Source organism: Nguyenibacter sp. L1, from assembly GCF_035199985.1.
In the GTDB taxonomy this organism is placed as follows: Bacteria; Pseudomonadota; Alphaproteobacteria; order Acetobacterales; family Acetobacteraceae; genus Gluconacetobacter; species Gluconacetobacter vanlangensis.
In genome coordinates, this window is sequence record NZ_CP127015.1 from 1,410,400 (window position 1) to 1,426,499 (window position 16,100).

The 16,100-nt window shown below is 69.4% G+C and carries 16 protein-coding genes; 6 read left to right on the forward strand and 10 right to left on the reverse strand.

The genetic code is table 11. From position 1 onward, the window contains the following. The first annotated feature begins 103 nt into the window (after positions 1–103). On the forward strand, positions 104–475 hold the full coding sequence (locus tag QN315_RS06385; protein ID WP_323992216.1) for a hypothetical protein: 372 nt from the start codon (positions 104–106) through the stop codon (positions 473–475). A 63-nt stretch (positions 476–538) separates the two neighbouring features. On the opposite strand, the gene QN315_RS06390 is transcribed toward QN315_RS06385, so the two are convergent. Continuing rightward, positions 539–1,762 carry an NADP-dependent isocitrate dehydrogenase gene (locus QN315_RS06390; RefSeq protein ID WP_323992218.1) on the reverse strand — a complete coding sequence of 408 codons (1,224 nt, stop codon included), beginning with the start codon at positions 1,760–1,762 and terminating at the stop codon, positions 539–541. A gap of 248 nt (positions 1,763–2,010) precedes the next feature. Between QN315_RS06390 and QN315_RS06395 the strand changes: the two genes are divergently transcribed. Beyond that, positions 2,011–2,997 (forward strand): zinc-dependent alcohol dehydrogenase family protein, encoded by a 987-nt coding sequence (locus tag QN315_RS06395; RefSeq protein ID WP_323993289.1) that lies wholly within the window; start codon positions 2,011–2,013, stop codon positions 2,995–2,997. A gap of 225 nt (positions 2,998–3,222) precedes the next feature. Further along, on the forward strand, positions 3,223–5,016 hold the full coding sequence (locus QN315_RS06400; RefSeq protein ID WP_323992220.1) for a DEAD/DEAH box helicase: 1,794 nt from the start codon (positions 3,223–3,225) through the stop codon (positions 5,014–5,016). A 157-nt stretch (positions 5,017–5,173) separates the two neighbouring features. Here the strand turns inward: QN315_RS06400 and QN315_RS06405 are convergent, their stop codons facing one another. Beyond that, positions 5,174–5,644, reverse strand: a complete 471-nt coding sequence (locus QN315_RS06405) for a hypothetical protein (RefSeq protein ID WP_323992223.1) — start codon at positions 5,642–5,644, stop codon at positions 5,174–5,176. 13 nt (positions 5,645–5,657) lie between these two features. Further along, entirely contained in the window at positions 5,658–5,786 is a 129-nt protein-coding gene (locus QN315_RS06410) for a hypothetical protein (protein ID WP_323992225.1), read from the reverse strand. 45 nt (positions 5,787–5,831) lie between these two features. Here QN315_RS06410 and QN315_RS06415 point away from each other — a divergent pair, with 45 nt between their 5' ends. Further along, the gene (locus QN315_RS06415; protein ID WP_323992227.1) at positions 5,832–6,299 is read left to right on the forward strand and encodes a YbaK/EbsC family protein; all 468 of its coding nucleotides are present in this window, start codon (positions 5,832–5,834) and stop codon (positions 6,297–6,299) included. A 109-nt stretch (positions 6,300–6,408) separates the two neighbouring features. Here the strand turns inward: QN315_RS06415 and QN315_RS06420 are convergent, their stop codons facing one another. Beyond that, on the reverse strand, positions 6,409–7,353 hold the full coding sequence (locus QN315_RS06420; RefSeq protein WP_323992229.1) for a tartrate-resistant acid phosphatase type 5 family protein: 945 nt from the start codon (positions 7,351–7,353) through the stop codon (positions 6,409–6,411). A gap of 145 nt (positions 7,354–7,498) precedes the next feature. Next, positions 7,499–7,768 carry a hypothetical protein gene (locus tag QN315_RS06425; RefSeq protein ID WP_176641073.1) on the reverse strand — a complete coding sequence of 90 codons (270 nt, stop codon included), beginning with the start codon at positions 7,766–7,768 and terminating at the stop codon, positions 7,499–7,501. A gap of 330 nt (positions 7,769–8,098) precedes the next feature. Here QN315_RS06425 and QN315_RS06430 point away from each other — a divergent pair, with 330 nt between their 5' ends. Next, positions 8,099–8,545 carry a hypothetical protein gene (locus QN315_RS06430; RefSeq protein WP_323992231.1) on the forward strand — a complete coding sequence of 149 codons (447 nt, stop codon included), beginning with the start codon at positions 8,099–8,101 and terminating at the stop codon, positions 8,543–8,545. A gap of 63 nt (positions 8,546–8,608) precedes the next feature. Here QN315_RS06430 and mdoH read toward each other — a convergent pair whose 3' ends face one another. From mdoH to QN315_RS06445, 3 genes are all read right to left on the reverse strand, one after another. Further along, entirely contained in the window at positions 8,609–10,825 is a 2,217-nt protein-coding gene (gene mdoH / locus QN315_RS06435) for a glucans biosynthesis glucosyltransferase MdoH (protein ID WP_323992233.1), read from the reverse strand. Further along, positions 10,813–12,360 (reverse strand): glucan biosynthesis protein G, encoded by a 1,548-nt coding sequence (locus tag QN315_RS06440; protein ID WP_323992235.1) that lies wholly within the window; start codon positions 12,358–12,360, stop codon positions 10,813–10,815. Before QN315_RS06440 ends, mdoH begins: the two co-directional genes overlap by 13 nt. 129 nt (positions 12,361–12,489) lie before the next feature. Next, the gene (locus QN315_RS06445) at positions 12,490–12,849 is read right to left on the reverse strand and encodes a LysR family transcriptional regulator (protein WP_323992237.1); all 360 of its coding nucleotides are present in this window, start codon (positions 12,847–12,849) and stop codon (positions 12,490–12,492) included. 105 nt (positions 12,850–12,954) lie between these two features. Between QN315_RS06445 and QN315_RS06450 the strand changes: the two genes are divergently transcribed. Further along, positions 12,955–13,518, forward strand: a complete 564-nt coding sequence (locus tag QN315_RS06450; RefSeq protein WP_323992238.1) for a GNAT family N-acetyltransferase — start codon at positions 12,955–12,957, stop codon at positions 13,516–13,518. A gap of 3 nt (positions 13,519–13,521) precedes the next feature. Here QN315_RS06450 and QN315_RS06455 read toward each other — a convergent pair whose 3' ends face one another. Continuing rightward, positions 13,522–14,985, reverse strand: coding sequence for a mannitol dehydrogenase family protein (locus tag QN315_RS06455; RefSeq protein WP_323992240.1), 1,464 nt, complete (start codon positions 14,983–14,985; stop codon positions 13,522–13,524). Then, a complete protein-coding gene (locus QN315_RS06460) occupies positions 14,982–16,097 on the reverse strand; it encodes an FUSC family protein (protein ID WP_323992242.1) in 1,116 nt (371 codons plus the stop codon). The genes QN315_RS06455 and QN315_RS06460 overlap by 4 nt, the downstream gene beginning before the upstream one ends. Positions 16,098–16,100: the final 3 nt, after the last annotated feature.

Below are 16,100 nucleotides of genomic sequence, written 5' to 3' on the forward strand. Positions count from 1 at the left end.
CACGTCCTGATCATTGGCCTTTCAGATTGACCATCGTTCTTCCTGATAGACCGTCAAATGGGACAAAAGAGTTCAAACTCGAAGTTTAAAATGGAGAATTGTGATGCCTGAAAAATTCTTAAAAGTTATCGAATACATAAACGGTGCTAACGCCTATGTAATCTGGTCTGATCTAAATCCCGGAGTGACAAAAAACGTCAACAGCGCAGCATCCGTAAAGGAGCTTTTGGATTTTTTTGAATTTTCCATATCAAATAATATAATCATCGAATTTGACACGGAAAAGAACACTCCCGTCTTTTCCTGCGACTCCCCAAAAGTAGTGGCCCAACGGATATTTAGAGATTTTTCTTCCAAGGTACCCCATATGCCAGAATTTGATCCACCAAGCGACGATGACTTTGTTGGATATCTCATGTTTAAAAGAGGATGGGCGGTGTTGGTTCATGGAACACGGCTTATGCTTCCCGATTAAATTCAAAAATAATAATAATACATAGCACGAATTCAGGCATTAATGAGGCGGCATCGGCCCAGATCAGGCCGGCGCGGCCAGGGCCTTGCGCAGGTTGGTGTCCAGTGCGGCCAGGAAGTCCTGGGTGGTCAGCCATTTTGTATCGGGTCCGACCAGCAGGGCGAGGTCCTTGGTCATCTGTCCGGCCTCGACCGTTTCGATGCAGACGCGTTCGAGGGTTTCGGCGAAGCGCGTTACCTCGGGCGTGTTGTCGAAGCGGCCGCGATAGGCCAGGCCGCGCGTCCAGGCGAAGATCGAGGCGATCGGGTTGGTGCTGGTCGGCCGTCCCTTCTGGTGTTCGCGGTAATGGCGGGTGACGGTGCCGTGCGCGGCCTCGGCCTCGACCACGTCGCCGGCGGGGTTGAGCAGGACCGAGGTCATCAGCCCCAGGCTGCCGAAGCCCTGGGCCACAATGTCGCTTTCGACGTCGCCGTCGTAATTCTTGCAGGCCCAGACATAGCCGCCGCTCCATTTCAGGGCCGAGGCCACCATGTCGTCGATCAGCCGGTGTTCGTAGGTCAGGCCCAGCCGGTCGAAATCCGCCTTGAACTCGGTGTCGAACACCTGCTGGAACACGTCCTTGAACATCCCGTCATAGGTTTTCAGGATCGTGTTCTTGGTCGACAGATAGACCGGGAGCCCGCGGTCTCGGCCATAGGTCAGCGACGCGCGGGCGAAGCCTTCGACCGATGCCCTTGTGTTATGCATGCCCAGCGCCACGCCGGGCCCCTGGAAATTATGCACCGCCATGTCGACCGGCGCGCCGCCGTCAGCGGGGCGATAGGTCAGCGTGACCGTGCCGGGGCCGGGGATCCGCGTCTCGGCCGCGCGATAGATGTCGCCATAAGCGTGGCGGCCGATCACGATGGGCTGCGTCCAGTGCGGCACCAGGCGGGGCACGTTGGAACAGACGATGGGTTCGCGGAAGATCGTGCCGTCCAGGATGTTGCGGATCGTGCCGTTGGGCGAGCGCCACATCTGCTTCAGCCCGAATTCGGCCATCCGGGCCTCGTCCGGCGTGATCGTCGCGCATTTGACGCCGACCCGGTATCGCCGGATCGCCTCGGCGGCCGCGACCGTCACCCCATCGTCGGTCGCGTCGCGGTTTTCGATCCCCAGATCGTAATATTTCAGCGTGATCTCCAGATAAGGCAGGATCAGCCTGTCCTTGATGAAACGCCAGATGATCCGCGTCATTTCGTCGCCGTCGAGTTCGACGACCGGTTCCTTGACCTTGATCTTGGCCATTTGGAGCACTCTCTTGCGTCTTCTTGTCGTTTGCATGCGCGGGGCACGCGCGCCTGCCGGCCGCGTGCCGAGGCAGTCTTAACGACGCGCATCGCCGCCGCCCGTCACAATCCGGTCATGACCGGCGATTCTGATCCAGATCATGGCAGAGGACGGCGTTGCCGGATGGAATGGGTTGGATGGAATGGTCCGGATGGAACGGACCAGATGGGATGGCCGGGACCGGCCTGCCGAACGGAGTGCCCGCGATGCATGCCATGCGCCTGAATGCCCCCCGGACCGCGCTGGAATGGGTGGACCTGCCCGACCGCCTGCCCGGCCCCGGCGAAATCCGGGTGACGGTCAGTGCCTGCGGCGTCTGCCGGACCGACCTGCATGTCGTCGACGGCGACCTGCCCTTCCCCGGCCATCCGCTGATCCCGGGGCATGAGATCGTCGGCCGGATCGACGCGCTGGGCGCGGGCGTGGAGGACCTGCGGCTGGGCCAACGGGTCGGGATTCCGTGGCTGGGCCATACCTGCGGCACCTGCCCCTATTGCCGCGCGGCGCGGGAAAATCTGTGCGATCGTCCGCTGTTCACCGGCTATACGCGTGACGGCGGCTATGCCACCGCAGCGATCGCCGATGCGCGCTATGCCTTTCCGCTGGGCGAGGCGGGCGACGACGTCGCGCTGGCGCCGCTGCTGTGCGCCGGGCTGATCGGCTGGCGCGCGCTGGCCATGGCGGGGGACGATGCGCGGGCGCTGGGGCTGTACGGGTTCGGCGCGGCCGCGCACATCATCGCGCAGGTCGCCATCGGCCAGGGCCGCACTGTGTACGGCTTTACCCGGCCGGGCGATAGCGCGACCCAGGATTTCGCCCGGGAACTGGGCGCGCGCTGGGCCGGCGGCTCGGACCAGGCGCCGCCCGAGGCCCTGGATGCCGCCATCATCTTCGCCCCCGACGGCGCGCTGGTCCCCGCCGCGCTGGCCGCGGTGCGCAAGGGCGGCCGCGTGGTCTGCGCCGGCATCCATATGAGCGACATCCCCGGCTTTCCCTATGCGCTGCTGTGGGAGGAACGGCAGGTGCTGTCGGTCGCCAACCTGACGCGGCAGGACGGGATCGATTTCCTGTCGCGGGCGCCCGGGATGCAGATCCGGACCCGGACCACCCGCTATGCGCTGCGCGACGCCAACCGGGCGCTGGCCGATTTGCGCGCGGGGCGGTTCGAAGGTGCGGCGGTGCTGGTACCCTGAGAGAGAGCCCATTCGGGAATGCGCGCTGGCGGCGGTGCAACGCGCGGTTTTCGTCGCCGGCGCCCGTTTCCGGGCGGGCCTTGAATTTTTGTGCCGTGGGGTGGGGCTGCTTTATTGCTGGCCTTTTGGGCGGGGGTTCTTTATGCACCGCCTTTCTCCCGCTTTGCGCACCTGCTTGTCCCGCGGCCCGTCGGCCGCGCCCTTTCTGTCCGGATTGACCGACCCATGCCGTTTCCCGAAACCCATCCCGCTCTTCAGCGCGCGCTCGATGCGCGCGGCTATGCCGAGCCGACCCCGGTCCAGAAGGCCGTCCTGGACGTCGCGGCGGACGGGCGGGACCTGCTGGTGTCGGCGCAGACCGGATCGGGCAAGACCGTTGCCTTCGGCCTGGCGATGGCCGACACGCTGCTGGGCGGCGCCGAGCGTTTCGGCCCCGCCGGGGCGCCGCTGGCGGTGATCATCGCGCCGACCCGCGAGCTGGCCATGCAGGTGCAGCGCGAACTGGCCTGGCTGTACGGCCCGGCCGGCGCGCGCATCGTGTCATGCATCGGCGGCATGGATGCGCGGCGCGAGGCCCGGGCGCTGGAGATCGGCGCCCATATCGTGGTGGGCACGCCGGGGCGGCTGTGCGACCACCAGTCGCGCGGCCGGCTGGTCCTGTCCGACCTGCGCGTCGTCGTGCTGGACGAAGCCGACGAGATGCTGGACCTGGGCTTTCGCGAGGAGCTGGAACAGTTGCTGGACGCGATGCCCGATACGCGGCGCACGCTGCTGTTCTCGGCCACCATCGCCAAGGAGATCGCGGCCCTGGCGCGCCGCTATCAGCGCGATGCGCTGCGCATCGACACGCTGTCGGGGGCGCGGCAGCATGCCGACATCACCTATCGCGCCGTGCTGACCGATGCGCGCGAGATCATCCCGGCGGTGGTCAACATCCTGCGCTTTACCGACAGCAAGACCGCGATGGTGTTCTGCGCCACGCGCGAACTGGTCCGCCACATGCAGGGCGCGCTGCTGGAGCGGGGCTTTTCCTCGGTCGCGCTGTCGGGCGAGCTGGGGCAGAACGAGCGCACGCGCGCGATCGAGAGCCTGCGCACCGGGCAGGCCCGCGTGTGCGTGGCCACCGACGTGGCGGCCCGCGGCATCGACATTCCGGCCCTGGGGCTGGTGATCCATGCCAGCCTGCCGACCGACAGCGCCACGCTGCTGCATCGCTCGGGCCGGACCGGCCGCGCCGGGCGCAAGGGCGTGTGCGCCCTGGTGGTGCCGGTGTCGATGCGCCGCCGCGCCGAGCGGCTGCTGGCCACGGCGAAGCTGAGCGCCGAATGGATTGCGGTGCCGACCGCCGACGCGATCCGCGCCCAGGATGCCGAACGGCTGCTGAACGACCCGATCCTGACCGAGAGCACCGCCCCGGGCGACGAGGACCTGGTCGCCCGCCTGGTCGAGGGACGCAGCGCCGAACAACTGGCCAGCGCGCTGCTGCAGGCCTATCGCGCCCACCTGCCCGACCCCGAGGATATCCGCCCGCTGCGCGTCGAGGCCCCGCGCGCGCCGCGCGAGGGCGATTACGCCCGGCGCACGGAGCGCCCGGCGCGCGAGGAGCACGCCATGCAGGGTGCCGGGGCCTGGTTTTCGATGAGCGTCGGCCGCCAGGACAAGGCCGATCCGAAATGGCTGGTGCCGCTGATCTGCCGCCTGGGCGGGGTGCGCAAGACCGATATCGGCGCGATCCGCATCGCCGACGACCATACGCTGTTCGAAATCTCGGCGTCTTCGGCCGAGCGGTTCGGCGCCTGCGTGGCCGCCACCGATTCGGACGAGGTGCGGATCACCCCGGCCGGCGCCCCCGCCGGTGGCCCGCGCGGCCGGGCGGCGCCGGGCGAGCGCGGTCGTGGCGCGCCGCGCAAGCCGGGCGGCAAGGGCGGCTTCTCCCAGGGCCCGGGGGGCGCCCGGACCGGCCGGGCCCCGGCCCGCACCAGCCCGTCGTCGCGCAAGCGCGCGCCCGCGCGGGGCTAGACTACTTTCGGGGCTTTGCCCCGAACCCCACCAAAGGCGGTGCCTTTGGAAACCATTTGTTTATCAACAGATTGGGGTCAAGGGGGCCGCGCCCCCTTGCGGGTCGAGGGCAGCGCCCTCGCCTTGCCCTGCGCGGGTTGCTTTCCGGGGGCTGGTCTTACAGCCCGCCGGTCATCATTCCGGCCGCATCGGTGCGGCCTTGCCGGCCCAGCGCGTTCAGCCGGTCCTGTTCGGCGGCGCCTTCATTGCGCAGCCGGTCCGCCTGCCGTTCCGGCAGGGTGCGCGCCGCGTCGATACGGTCGCGGCCGGCCTGGATGCGTTGCCGCGCGTCCTGCCCTATTCCGTCGCGATAGGCCCGGGCGCGGCCGGTCAGGCAGGTCTCGCGCCGGGCCAGCCGGCCGGCCACGTCCCAGCCCGGGACACCGCCGGGCGTGCAGGCGGCGTCGGCACGGCGATCCGCGGGGCGATCCGCGGGATGGTCGTACGCGGGATGACGATCCGGGGTTCGGTAATCGGAGCTTCGATAATCGGAGATCCTAGGAGCGTCGGAGGCGTGGGCGGCCAGCGGGGTCAGGGCCGCGCCGGAGAGGGCCAGGGAGAGGGTCAGCAGGGCGGTGCGCGCGAACATCGGGGCGGGCTTTCTAGCTGTTGTCGATGGTCCACCGGACCATGGCGGGATGGCCGCAATGGGTCGGGGCCGTGGCGGAATCGTGCCCTCTCGACGCGTTGCGCCGGGTCGCGCCATGATGGGCGGCGAAGGAGCGCGCCATGACCCTTGTCCATTCACATACGGTGTCCCACCCGGAGCCGGCCGCATGAGCCTGGAATCCGTCCGTCTCTTCCTGGCCGAACATGCGCCGGACCTGGCGATCATCGAAATGGCCGAATCGACCGCCACCGTCGCCGAGGCCGCCGCCGCGCACGGCACCACGCCCGAGCAGATCGCCAAGACGATCTCGCTGCGGCTGGGCGAGCAGGTGGTGCTGGTGGTGGCGGCCGGCACGGCGCGGCTGGACAACCGCAAGAGCAAGGCGGCCTTCGGCCAGAAGCCCCGCATGCTGGACCGTGCCGAGGTCGAGGAACTGACCGGCCATCCGGTCGGCGGCGTCTGTCCGTTCGGGCTGAAGGAAAGCCTGCCCGTCTATTGCGACCAGTCGCTGCGCGCGTTCGACGAGGTGATCCCCGCCGCGGGCGCGATCAACAGTTCGGTGCGGCTGCCGCCGCTGCGCCTGGCGGAGCTGACCGGCGCCACCTGGGTGGATGTGTGCCAGTTGCCGGAATAGGCCCCCCGCCAACCCGCTTATTTATCAACGAATTGGGGTCAAGGGGGCCGCGCCCTCTTGCGGGTCGAGGGCAGCGCCCTCGCCTGGCCTTGCCTGGCCTTGCGAGGAGTCAGGCCAGGCGGGGCACGGTGCGGCCGAAGATCCGCCGGCCGTCGAGGTTGATGAAGGAAAAATCGAAGCGGTCGCGGTCGAGCGACACGGTCATGAACCCGTGCTGGTCGGGCGCGGTGAAGCCGCCCGGCTGCGGCGCGCCCACCGGATCGACGCGGGAGCCGGCGCCGTTATTGATGAAATGGATGCCGTCCCGTTCAATATATTGCAGGTTATGGATATGGCCGTTGACGTAGATCGTCACGCCGTGGCGCTTGAGCACCGGCAGGATTGCGGCGATCAGGTCGGGTTCGTCGAACCGGCCCTCGGCGGTATGAATCGGATGGTGGCCGATCACGATCTTCCATACCGCGCGTGAGCGGCCCAGTTCGCGGTCCAGCCACGCCACCTGCCGCGCCGTGTCCTGGCCGGCGATATCGACCTTGGTTCCGCGATACGTGCTGATGAAGGGCGAGGTGTCGATGAAGAAGAATTCCGCCGGGCTGCCGTCCGGCAGATGCTCGATGCGCGTGTAATAGCGCGCCGGCAGCGACCAGCGGCTGTCGCGCGCCCGGCCATATTCCAACTGGGCGGCGACATTGCCGCGATAATCGTGATTGCCGAGGATCACCCGCCACGGCGTCCGCAGGCTGGGTGCGCGGTAGATCGATTCGAAGGACAGGTCCCAGTTCGGGTCGTCGACCGAGGTGACGCCGTCATCATAGAAATTGTCGCCCAGCGAGACGGTATAGAGCGAGCCGAAATCCGCCGCGACCTGGCCCATGCGCGCGCCCAGCGCGCGCTGCTGGTAATGGCCCTGCCGCCCCCAATCGCCGATGACGACGAAATTATGCGTCAGCGCCCGCGCCGCCGCCGGACGCGGCCAGAATGCGGGGGGACACAGCGCGGACGCGGACAGGGCGGCGGCGGAGCCGAGAAGGAAGCGGCGGGTCGGATGATCCATGGGGTCTCCTGCGTCGGCCGCCCGGAGCCCCGACGTGCCGGTCGTGCGAAAACGCGGGGACTATCGCAAAGCCCGCGCCGGCTTGCCATCCGGCGCGGGCAAACTTCATCGCGCCGTCATAATGCGCCGGGCGGGGCCGGGGCGTTCAGCGCAGGTGCAGCGCCGGCGGGGGCACCGTGACGGGGGCCGGATCATGCAGTTGCACGGTCAGAGGCGGCGGGGGCGGTACCTGCCGCGCGGTCTTGACCACGGCGACCGGGATGGCGGCGTAGACCGGGCCGTGGGGCCTGGGGTGGCGGGAGAGCGTCACGAACAGCACGACATAGACCACGCCCAGGGCGACCAGCACGCCGATCTTCATGCCGCGCGGATTGGGCAGCTTGGGCAGGCCGGGCGGCGCGGAACGGAGCAGCATGGCGGGGCGTCTTCCTGAACGGGCGTCCGGTATGGACGGGCATAACGTGTGGATACGCGGCCTTGCGACCAGGTGCCAAGCCCATAGGTGCCGGTTTCCGTGGGTGGCTTTCCCCGGGTAGCTTTTCCTTGGGTGGCTTTCCCCGGGTAGCTTTTCCTTGGGTGGCTTTTCCCCGGGTGGCTTTCCCGTTCCGCCGCTTGCTGCCATAGTCCGGCACGATCCCGTGGCGCCGCGGCCCGAGCGGCAGGCGCCCCCCGGGGAGTCGCCGGGATCGTCTCCGCATCGTCCGAAGCGGACCCGGGGGCTTCGCGCCATTGGAATGTCCAGAGAGTGCCGAACATCGTGACGTCTTTCCGCCCGGGCCGCGTTGTCGCCCCGATCCTCGGCTATGTCCTTAGCGGCGCCGTCGCCGCCATCGTCGCCGCCACCCCCGGGGCCGCGCCGGCGCAGGATGACGGCGGCCCGACCACCGCCAACACGCAGTTGCAGAAGATCCTGGCCGTGTTGCAGACCAATCCCAATGCCGCCAGCCAGGATTGCCTGGGTGCGCTGCAGGACCTGCACAAGACCCAGGACACGCTGGCGGCCGAGGAATCGCGCAACAAGGACCAGGATGTCGAGGTTGCGCGCGACGTGCTGGAATCCGATTTCGAGACCGCCGGCCAGTCCTGTGCCCCGGACGCCGCCGCGATCTGCGACAAGGCGGATTCCGCCGCGCCGCCGAAACTGGTCCAGGCCTGCCGGATACTGCATGGCGGCCGCGCCGGACGGAACTGAGGCCGTACTGAAGCCGTCCGGACGCGGGAGGCCGCGATTAGATGCCGCGATTAGATGCCGCGATTACCGGGCGGCGATCCGTTCCAGCCGGTCCAGCCCGTCGGCGCTGGCCAGCACGGCGGCCTTCTCGGCGCGGTTGAGCGCGGCAGCGGCGGCGTCCGGGCCGGCGCTTTCCGTCACCTTGACCAGTCCGACCAGCAGATTGGCGTCGATCGGATCGCCCGGGCGGCGGGGCGGGGGCAGCATGGCTCGGTGCGCGGCCATCAGCGCCGGGTCGGCCAGCAGCCGGTGCACGGCGTCGGTTTCCGGGCTGTCCGCCAGGTCCGCGACCGCGCGGGCGGCGCGGCGCAGGATGTCCGGCGGCGCCGTTTCCTCGGGGATCAGCAGCAGGCCGGCGCGGCGCAGCGCCTGGCCGGCGGCGCGGTCGCCCGTCACCGCCGCCAGCGGAATGGCGAAGGCCAGTCCCAGCAGCACCGGGGTCATCCACAGGAACAGCGGGATCGAGACGCTCCACGCGCAGCCGCCCAGGATCAGCCCGAACAGCATATAGCGCCAGTAGGCCCGCGCGATATCGCCCAGCGGCACGCCGCCATCGTCGCGCCGCTGGGCGTTCCAGCCGGAATCCTGGCCCATCAGGATCGACAGCACGCCCGAGGTCTGGATCAGCATGGCGATCGGCGCCACCAGCCCGCCGATGACCGTCTCGACCAGCACCGACAGGCCGGCGCGCAGCGCGCCGCCGCATCCCTGCCGGGCCGGGCGGTCGAACAGCAGCGCGACATAGGCCATCAGCTTGGGCGCCAGCAGGATGGCCATGGTGCCGATGAACACGTATTTCGCCTGTTCGGGATCGACCTGCGGCCAGTTCGGATACAGGGATTTCGTGTTGCCGAAATATTCGGGCTTCTGGAAGCGGGTCTGCAGGGCGATCAGGATGCCGACCAGCAGGAAGACCAGCCACATCGGCGAGGTGACGTAGGAGCCGATGCCCATCATCATGTGCAGCCGGCTGACCCAGTGCAGGCCGCGCGTGCGCAGCACCTTGGCGTGCTGCAGGTTGCCCTGGCACCAGCGCCGGTCGCGGATGGCGATGTCGGTCAGCGAGGGGGGACTTTCCTCGTACGAGCCGGCCAGGCCCGGGACCATGTGGATCGCCCAGCCGCCGCGGCGCATCAGCGCGGCCTCGACGAAATCGTGGCTGAGGATATGGCCGCCGAAGGGCTTGCGCCCCGGCAGATGCGGCAGGCCGGCCTGCTCGGCGAAGGCCCGGGTGCGGATCACCGCGTTATGGCCCCAGTAATTGCCTTCGGACCCGTGCCACCAGGCGATGCCGTGGGCGATCAGCGGCCCGTAGACCCGGCCGGCGAATTGCTGCATGCGCGCGAACAGGGTGGTGCCGTTGACGATCTCGGGCAGGGTCTGGATCAGCCCCACCTGGGGATGGCGCTCCATCGCCGCAGTGATGCGCACCAGGGTGCCGCCATCCATCAGGCTGTCGGCATCGAGCGTGACCATCTGCGGATAGGCGCCGCCGAAGCGGCGCACCCATTCGGCGATATTGCCCGCCTTGCGTTCGGTGTTGACCGGCCGGCGGCGGTAATAGACGCGCCCAGCCCCGCCCCCGGTTCTGGCCGTCTCGGCGTGGGCCGTCTCGGCGCGGAAGGCGAGGAACGCGGCCTCTTCGGCGACCCAGATATCGGGGTTGGTGGTGTCCGACAGGATGAAGATGTCGAATGCGTCCAGCCGTCCGGTGGCCGCGAGGCTGTCATGCATCGCCCGCAGCCCGGCCATCACCCGGCCCGGCGATTCGTTGTAGGTCGGCATCAGCAGGGCGGTGCGCGTCGATAGCGTCGGCAGGTCGCCGTCGCGCGCGATCCCCAGCCCCAGCCCGCCGCGCCGCAGCAGCGAGACGAACCCGCCGACCGACGAGGTGAAGGCCAGTGCGATCCACTGGAACAGCAGAACGAACAGCGCCAGCAGCACCGCGCCCAGCACCGAGAAGCCCGTCGCGTTCAGCACCAGGTTCATCTCGTACGCGCCGTAGCCCGTCAGCAGGCTGGCCGAGCCGATGACCGCGAGCCGGCGCAGGGCGATGAAGCGCGGCGCGGTCACCGGCATGCGCGGCCGGCCGTGCCGGTCGGGCCAGGCGGACAGCGACTGGACGTCCATCCGCAGGGGGGATTCGTCCGGCAGGGCGGGGAACCCGTCCGGAAGGCCCTTGGGCGCGGCCCCCGGCCCAGGGTTCGGCCCGGGGTGTTGAGCGGTGTCTAGGGCGTCCATCGATAGGTCCATTGTTCGGAGACCGGTCCGGCGTCATTGGCCAGGACGCAACTGAGTTCGGCGATCCTGGCGTCGCCCGGCACGAATTCGAAGGTGGTGCGCCAGCCGTGGATATTCGGGTTCGGTTCGACCACCACGTTGCGGATCGTGCCGGCCGAGCTGCTGGGGACGAGATGGAACTTGGCGTCCGGCGGCAGGTTGGCGAACGGCGCCCCGTCGAAATCGATGTCGAAGAAGCGGGCGGTCTTGTCGTCGGTCACCGCGCCGACCCGGGTCGCGGCCACGCGGGCCAGCCTGGTCGGCCAGGGCGAGTCCCATCCCCAATACATGCGATAGGTGAAGGTGTATTCCCGCCCGGCCGTCAGGCCGCCCTTGGGGCGCCAGAACGAGACGATATTGTCGTTGACCTCGTTCGGCGTGGGGATTTCGACCAGGTCGACCGCGCCGGCGCCCCAGTCGCCCACCGGTTCGATCCACAGCGAGGGCCGTTTTTCGTAATTCAGGGCCAGGTCCTCGAAATCGGCGAAGGCGCGCTTGCGTTGCATCAGCCCGAAGCCGCGCAGCGAATCGTCCGAGAAGGCCGAGAATTGCAGGTCCTGCGGGTTGCGCAGCGGCCGCCATAATTGCTGGCCGCTGCCGGTCCAGATCGACAGGGCCTCGCTGTCATGCGCGGCGGGGCGCCAGTCATCGACATGGTTGCGGTCGTTGGCGTCGAAATAGAACATGCCCGTCAGCGGCGCGATCCCGGGTTCGGCGATCGCCGCGCGGGGATAGAGGGAGGATTGCACGTCGAAGGTCGTCATCTCGCCGGGGCGGATGGTGAAGCTGAACGCCCCGGCCACCGAGGGGCTGTCCAGCAGCGCATGCACCACCACGGCATCGACGCCCGGCTGCGGCCGTTCCAGCCAGAAGGCGCGGAACAGGGCGAATTCCTCGCCCTTCGGGTTGCCGGTGCCGTCGGCGAAGCCGCGCGCCGACAGGCCGTAATTCTGCCCCTTGGCCACCGCGCGGAAATAGGATGCGCCGAGGAAGACGCAGAATTCCTCCATCACGCCCGGCGTGTTGATGGCATAGCGCAGGCGCAGCCCGGCGAAGCCCAGATCGTCGGTCACGCGCAGGGCGGGGTCGCCGTAGCTGAACAGGTCGGGATTATAGGGCACCGGCGCCGCCTTGCCGTCCACGACCTCATAGATCTCGATCCGCGGGCGGTACAGGAAGCCGCGCGGGAAGAATTCGACGTCGAAGGCCAGGTTCTGGCCGTGCCACAGCGCCTGGTCGGGCCGGTAGGCGATCGCGCGGTACTGGTCGAAATTCAGCTTGTCGATCGCCGCCGGCAGGGCCTGGTCGGGCGCGCGGTACGGGCGGCGCGACAGGGACTGGGCGATCTGCCGCACCGTGCCGCCGTCGAACGGGCCGGTCGGCGCGGGTCCGGCCGGGACATCGGCGGCGGCGGCATCCCCGACAGGGGCGACATTGCCCAGCAGGGACAGAAGGGACAGGCCGGCACCTGTCTTAACGAGATCGCGTCTTAACATCCTGGCTCCCCGGGGCGCGCGTCACGCGGGCCCGTTCGTCATGTTTTATTGTCGTTATTGTAGCATCAGCCCTGTTCGCGGCGCCCGAACAATCGGGCCATCGGGCCATCGCGACCGTCTGCCTGCGTCCTATGGCGTTTTTGCGGCATCCGGCGTGCCGAGCCGAGCCGCCAGCGCGTCCAGCGCCGTGGCGGCGGCGGCGTGCGCGGTGCGCTCGATCTCGCGGTACAGGCGCACGACCTCCTGCCCCGCCGGCGACAGGGCGGCCCCGCCGCCGCCGCCGGGGCGGGCGGCGACCACCGGTTCGGCGAATGCGCCGTTGAGCGATTCCACCAGCAGCCAGGCGCGGCGATAGGACATGCCCATGGCCCGGGCGGCCGCCGAGATCGACCCCGTCTCGCCGATCGCCTCGAGCAGGCGGATCTTGCCGTGGCCCAGCAGGGGCCGGTCCCGCGTGTCGATCCGCAGCGTCAGACGCATCCCCGTCATCGCACCTCCGCCTTCGCCACCCCGCGGCCCATAAGTTGCGGCCTGGGCCGGGGGCCGCCATGCTATGCTGGAGTGTTCCGCCGCCTGTCGAGAGCAATTTTGCGCATGACGCCCCCTCTTGTGGCCGTGACGGCCCCATCATCCGTGACGGCGCCCGCCGCCTGGCGCGGCATGCGGGCCGCCGATCTGTCCGCCGTGATCGCGATCGCCGCGCGCGTCCATCCGGATTACCCGGAGGACGCGGCGGTGTTCGGCGAGCGGCTGGCGCTGTGCCCGGCGGGTTGCCTGGTGCTGGAGGGGGCCGGCGGGCCGGACGGCTATGTGCTGAGCCATCCCTGGCGGGACGACGCGCCGCCCGCGCTGAATGTCGCGCTGGGCGCGTTGCCGGCGCGGCCCGATTGCTGGTACCTGCACGATATCGCCCTGCTGCCGCATGCCCGTGGCCGGAACGCGCCGGCCGCCGCGCTGGCGATGCTGGCGGCGCGGGCGCGAAAGGCCGGCCTGTCGCGGATCGTGCTGGTCGCCACCGGGAGCGCCGGCGCCTATTGGCACCGGGCGGGCTTCACCGCCCTGGACAGGCCCCGGGCGGCGGCGATCCTGCGCAGCTATGACCCGGCGGCGCGGCTGATGAGCCGCGCCGTGGGGCCCGAGGGCCCGAGGACTGACTGACGGTCAGCGGGGCAGCGATGCGCGCACCCCCTGCGTGCGGATGGCGTGCCGCGCCGCGACGATCGCCTGGGTCAGCGCCGGGGTCTGCACGTCGCGCCAGCCGTCGAAGGCGGGCAGCGCCAGCCCGGCCGCCAGGTCGTCCGCGCCGGCCAGGGCGATCCGCGCCGGATCCAGCGTCGGCTCGAACGGGGTGTAGGCCGCGCCGGACTCGTCCTTGCCGCGCAGCATTTCCAGATAGGCGGCGATGCCGAAGGCGATCCGCGACAGGTCCCCGCCATCGGCCAGGGTGCGGCGCACGGTCTCGGTCCAGTAGACCTGGACCTTGGACGAGCCGTCGCCGCCCACGCGCAGCAACTGGTCGGCCATCGCGGGGTTGGAGAAGCGGCTGAGCACGCTGCGCCGGTATTCCTGCGGGTCCAGCCCTTCGGGCGCGGTCAGGCGCGGGATCACGTCGCGTTCCAGGTAGGCGTTGACGAAGCGTTCCAGGTCCGGGTCGCGCAGCGCCTCGTCGACATGGCGATAGCCCAGCAGGATGCCCGGGAAGGCCAGCAGGATGTGCGAGGCGTTCAGCATCCGCACCTTGACCTGCTCGTACCCCGTCACGTCGTCGACGAACTGCACCCCCGCCTGTTCCAGGGCGGGGCGGCCGGCGCAGAATGTGTCCTCGACCACCCATTGGGTGAAATCCTCGGCCACCAGCGGCAGCGCGTCGTCCAGGCCGCTCGCGGCGTTCAGCTCGGCGGCGATCGCCGCGTCGACCGACGGGGTGATGCGGTCGACCATGGCGTTGGGGAAGGTGACGTGCCGTTCGATCCACTCCGCCAGCCCGGCGTCGCGCGCCCGGGCATAGCCCAGGAAGGCCGTGCGGGCGACGTCGCCGTTATGGCGCAGATTGTCGCAGGACAGCACGGTGAACGGCCCCGCGCCGGCGGCGCGGCGGCGGGCCAGGGCCTCGACCACGAAGCCGAAGATGGTGGCGGGCGGCGCGTCCCCCGCCAGGTCGGCCTGGACCGCGGGCGTATCCAGGCGGAACCGGCCGGTGGTCTCGTCGATATTGTAGCCGCCTTCGGTGATCGTCATGCTGACGATGCGGATGGCCGGATCGGCCAGCAGGTCCAGCACCGCATGCGGGTCGGACGGCGCCAGCAGATAGGCGCGCAGCGCGCCGATCACCCGCACCGCGCGCGCGCCGTCGGGCGCGGCCTCGGTCAGCGAATAGAGGCAATCCTGCGCGCGGAACGTCTCGGCCTTGCGTTCCGAGCGCGCGCCGCCGGTCAGCCCGACGCCGGCGATGCCCCAGCCCTGCTGGCCGGGCAGGCCCAGGCAGCGATCGACATAGAATGCCTCATGCGCCCGGAAGAAATTGCCGACGCCGAAATGGACGATCCCGGTGCGGATTGCGGACGGGTCATAGCCCGGAGCGGAAATGCCGGCGGGCAGTGACTCCAGAATGGTCCGGTTCATCATGTCGCCTCTTTCTCCTTCTCGGTCTTGGTCGGTACCTCGTGGGGTACGTCGTGCGACGATGCGGCGCATCCGGACCAGAGCGCGCGAACCGCACGGTCCAGGTCGGCATGCAGCATCGCCAGGGTGAACTGCATCACCGGGCTCCAGTCGGGACCCGGTTGATGCAGCACTGTCAGGACCGCCGTCGCCCCGTCCTCGTTCTGCGGGCGATGGCGACGGCGCGTTCTGGCTTCGCGCTCGCAGCGGCGGCCGAGCTGCGCGAGCACGCGGGCGAGCGCCTGTCGTTCGGCATCCAGCGCGCCGCCCGTGGCCAGGGTTTCCCCCATGATCGCGGCACGGGCGGTAAAAACCGCGCTGCCCCGCAGGCGGCGCAGCAGGGCGGGCAGTCCGTCCAGCAGCGGATCGCCGCGGCGGCGCAGGAAGCCCAGCCCCTCGACCTGGGCCTCGGCCACCGCGCCGTAGATTTCCTGCAGATGCGTCCGAAAGGCCTCGTCCGCCGACTCGATCGCATCATGGTCCAGGGTGCCCCGCAGGGCCTGGTCCAGCAGGTCGGCGATGTCGCCGACCAGGCGTGCCGCGCCGCGCAGCACGTCCCGCCTGGCTTCGTCATGCAACACAAGGAACGAGACCGCAAGCGAGGTGATCACCCCGATCATGATCGAGGCGATGCGGTCGAGCGGCCGCAGGAAGGGGCTGCCGTGCGCGGGGAACAGCAGCACGATCATCAAGGTTACCGCCGCGAAGCGCAGCGCGGGGCGTATCGCGGCCAGGACGGCCAGCGGCGTCAGCACCAGCCAGAACACCAGCCAGGGGGGCAGCGGCGTGCCCAGGATCAGCACGATGGCGAAGACCCCCGCCCCGGCCCCCAGCAGCGTGCCCACCACCTGGTCGCGCCCGGTGGTCAGGGTCTGGGTGATGCGGCTCTGGGTCACGATGACCGAGGTGATGACCGACCAGACCGGCTCGTGCAGATGCACCGCCCGGGCCAGCAGGTCGGACAGCAGCACCGAGACCAGCAGCCGCACCGCCTGGCGCAGTTCGGGGCCCCGCGGATGCTGGGCCCGCCGGAACGCCGCCCACCAGCCGGCCGGGGCGGCTGAGGACGACGTCATGAC

Coding starts and splice junctions, on each gene's coding strand:
- QN315_RS06385 (WP_323992216.1), top strand. CDS start 104: ATGCCTGAAAAATTCTTAAAAGTTATCGAATACATAAACGGTGCTAAC.
- QN315_RS06390 (WP_323992218.1), bottom strand. CDS start 1,762: ATGGCCAAGATCAAGGTCAAGGAACCGGTCGTCGAACTCGACGGCGAC.
- QN315_RS06395 (WP_323993289.1), top strand. CDS start 2,011: ATGCATGCCATGCGCCTGAATGCCCCCCGGACCGCGCTGGAATGGGTG.
- QN315_RS06400 (WP_323992220.1), top strand. CDS start 3,223: ATGCCGTTTCCCGAAACCCATCCCGCTCTTCAGCGCGCGCTCGATGCG.
- QN315_RS06405 (WP_323992223.1), bottom strand. CDS start 5,644: ATGTTCGCGCGCACCGCCCTGCTGACCCTCTCCCTGGCCCTCTCCGGC.
- QN315_RS06410 (WP_323992225.1), bottom strand. CDS start 5,786: ATGGCGCGCTCCTTCGCCGCCCATCATGGCGCGACCCGGCGCAACGCG.
- QN315_RS06415 (WP_323992227.1), top strand. CDS start 5,832: ATGAGCCTGGAATCCGTCCGTCTCTTCCTGGCCGAACATGCGCCGGAC.
- QN315_RS06420 (WP_323992229.1), bottom strand. CDS start 7,353: ATGGATCATCCGACCCGCCGCTTCCTTCTCGGCTCCGCCGCCGCCCTG.
- QN315_RS06425 (WP_176641073.1), bottom strand. CDS start 7,768: ATGCTGCTCCGTTCCGCGCCGCCCGGCCTGCCCAAGCTGCCCAATCCG.
- mdoH (WP_323992233.1), bottom strand. CDS start 10,825: ATGGACGCCCTAGACACCGCTCAACACCCCGGGCCGAACCCTGGGCCG.
- QN315_RS06440 (WP_323992235.1), bottom strand. CDS start 12,360: ATGTTAAGACGCGATCTCGTTAAGACAGGTGCCGGCCTGTCCCTTCTG.
- QN315_RS06445 (WP_323992237.1), bottom strand. CDS start 12,849: ATGACGGGGATGCGTCTGACGCTGCGGATCGACACGCGGGACCGGCCC.
- QN315_RS06450 (WP_323992238.1), top strand. CDS start 12,955: ATGACGCCCCCTCTTGTGGCCGTGACGGCCCCATCATCCGTGACGGCG.
- QN315_RS06455 (WP_323992240.1), bottom strand. CDS start 14,985: ATGATGAACCGGACCATTCTGGAGTCACTGCCCGCCGGCATTTCCGCT.
- QN315_RS06460 (WP_323992242.1), bottom strand. CDS start 16,097: ATGACGTCGTCCTCAGCCGCCCCGGCCGGCTGGTGGGCGGCGTTCCGG.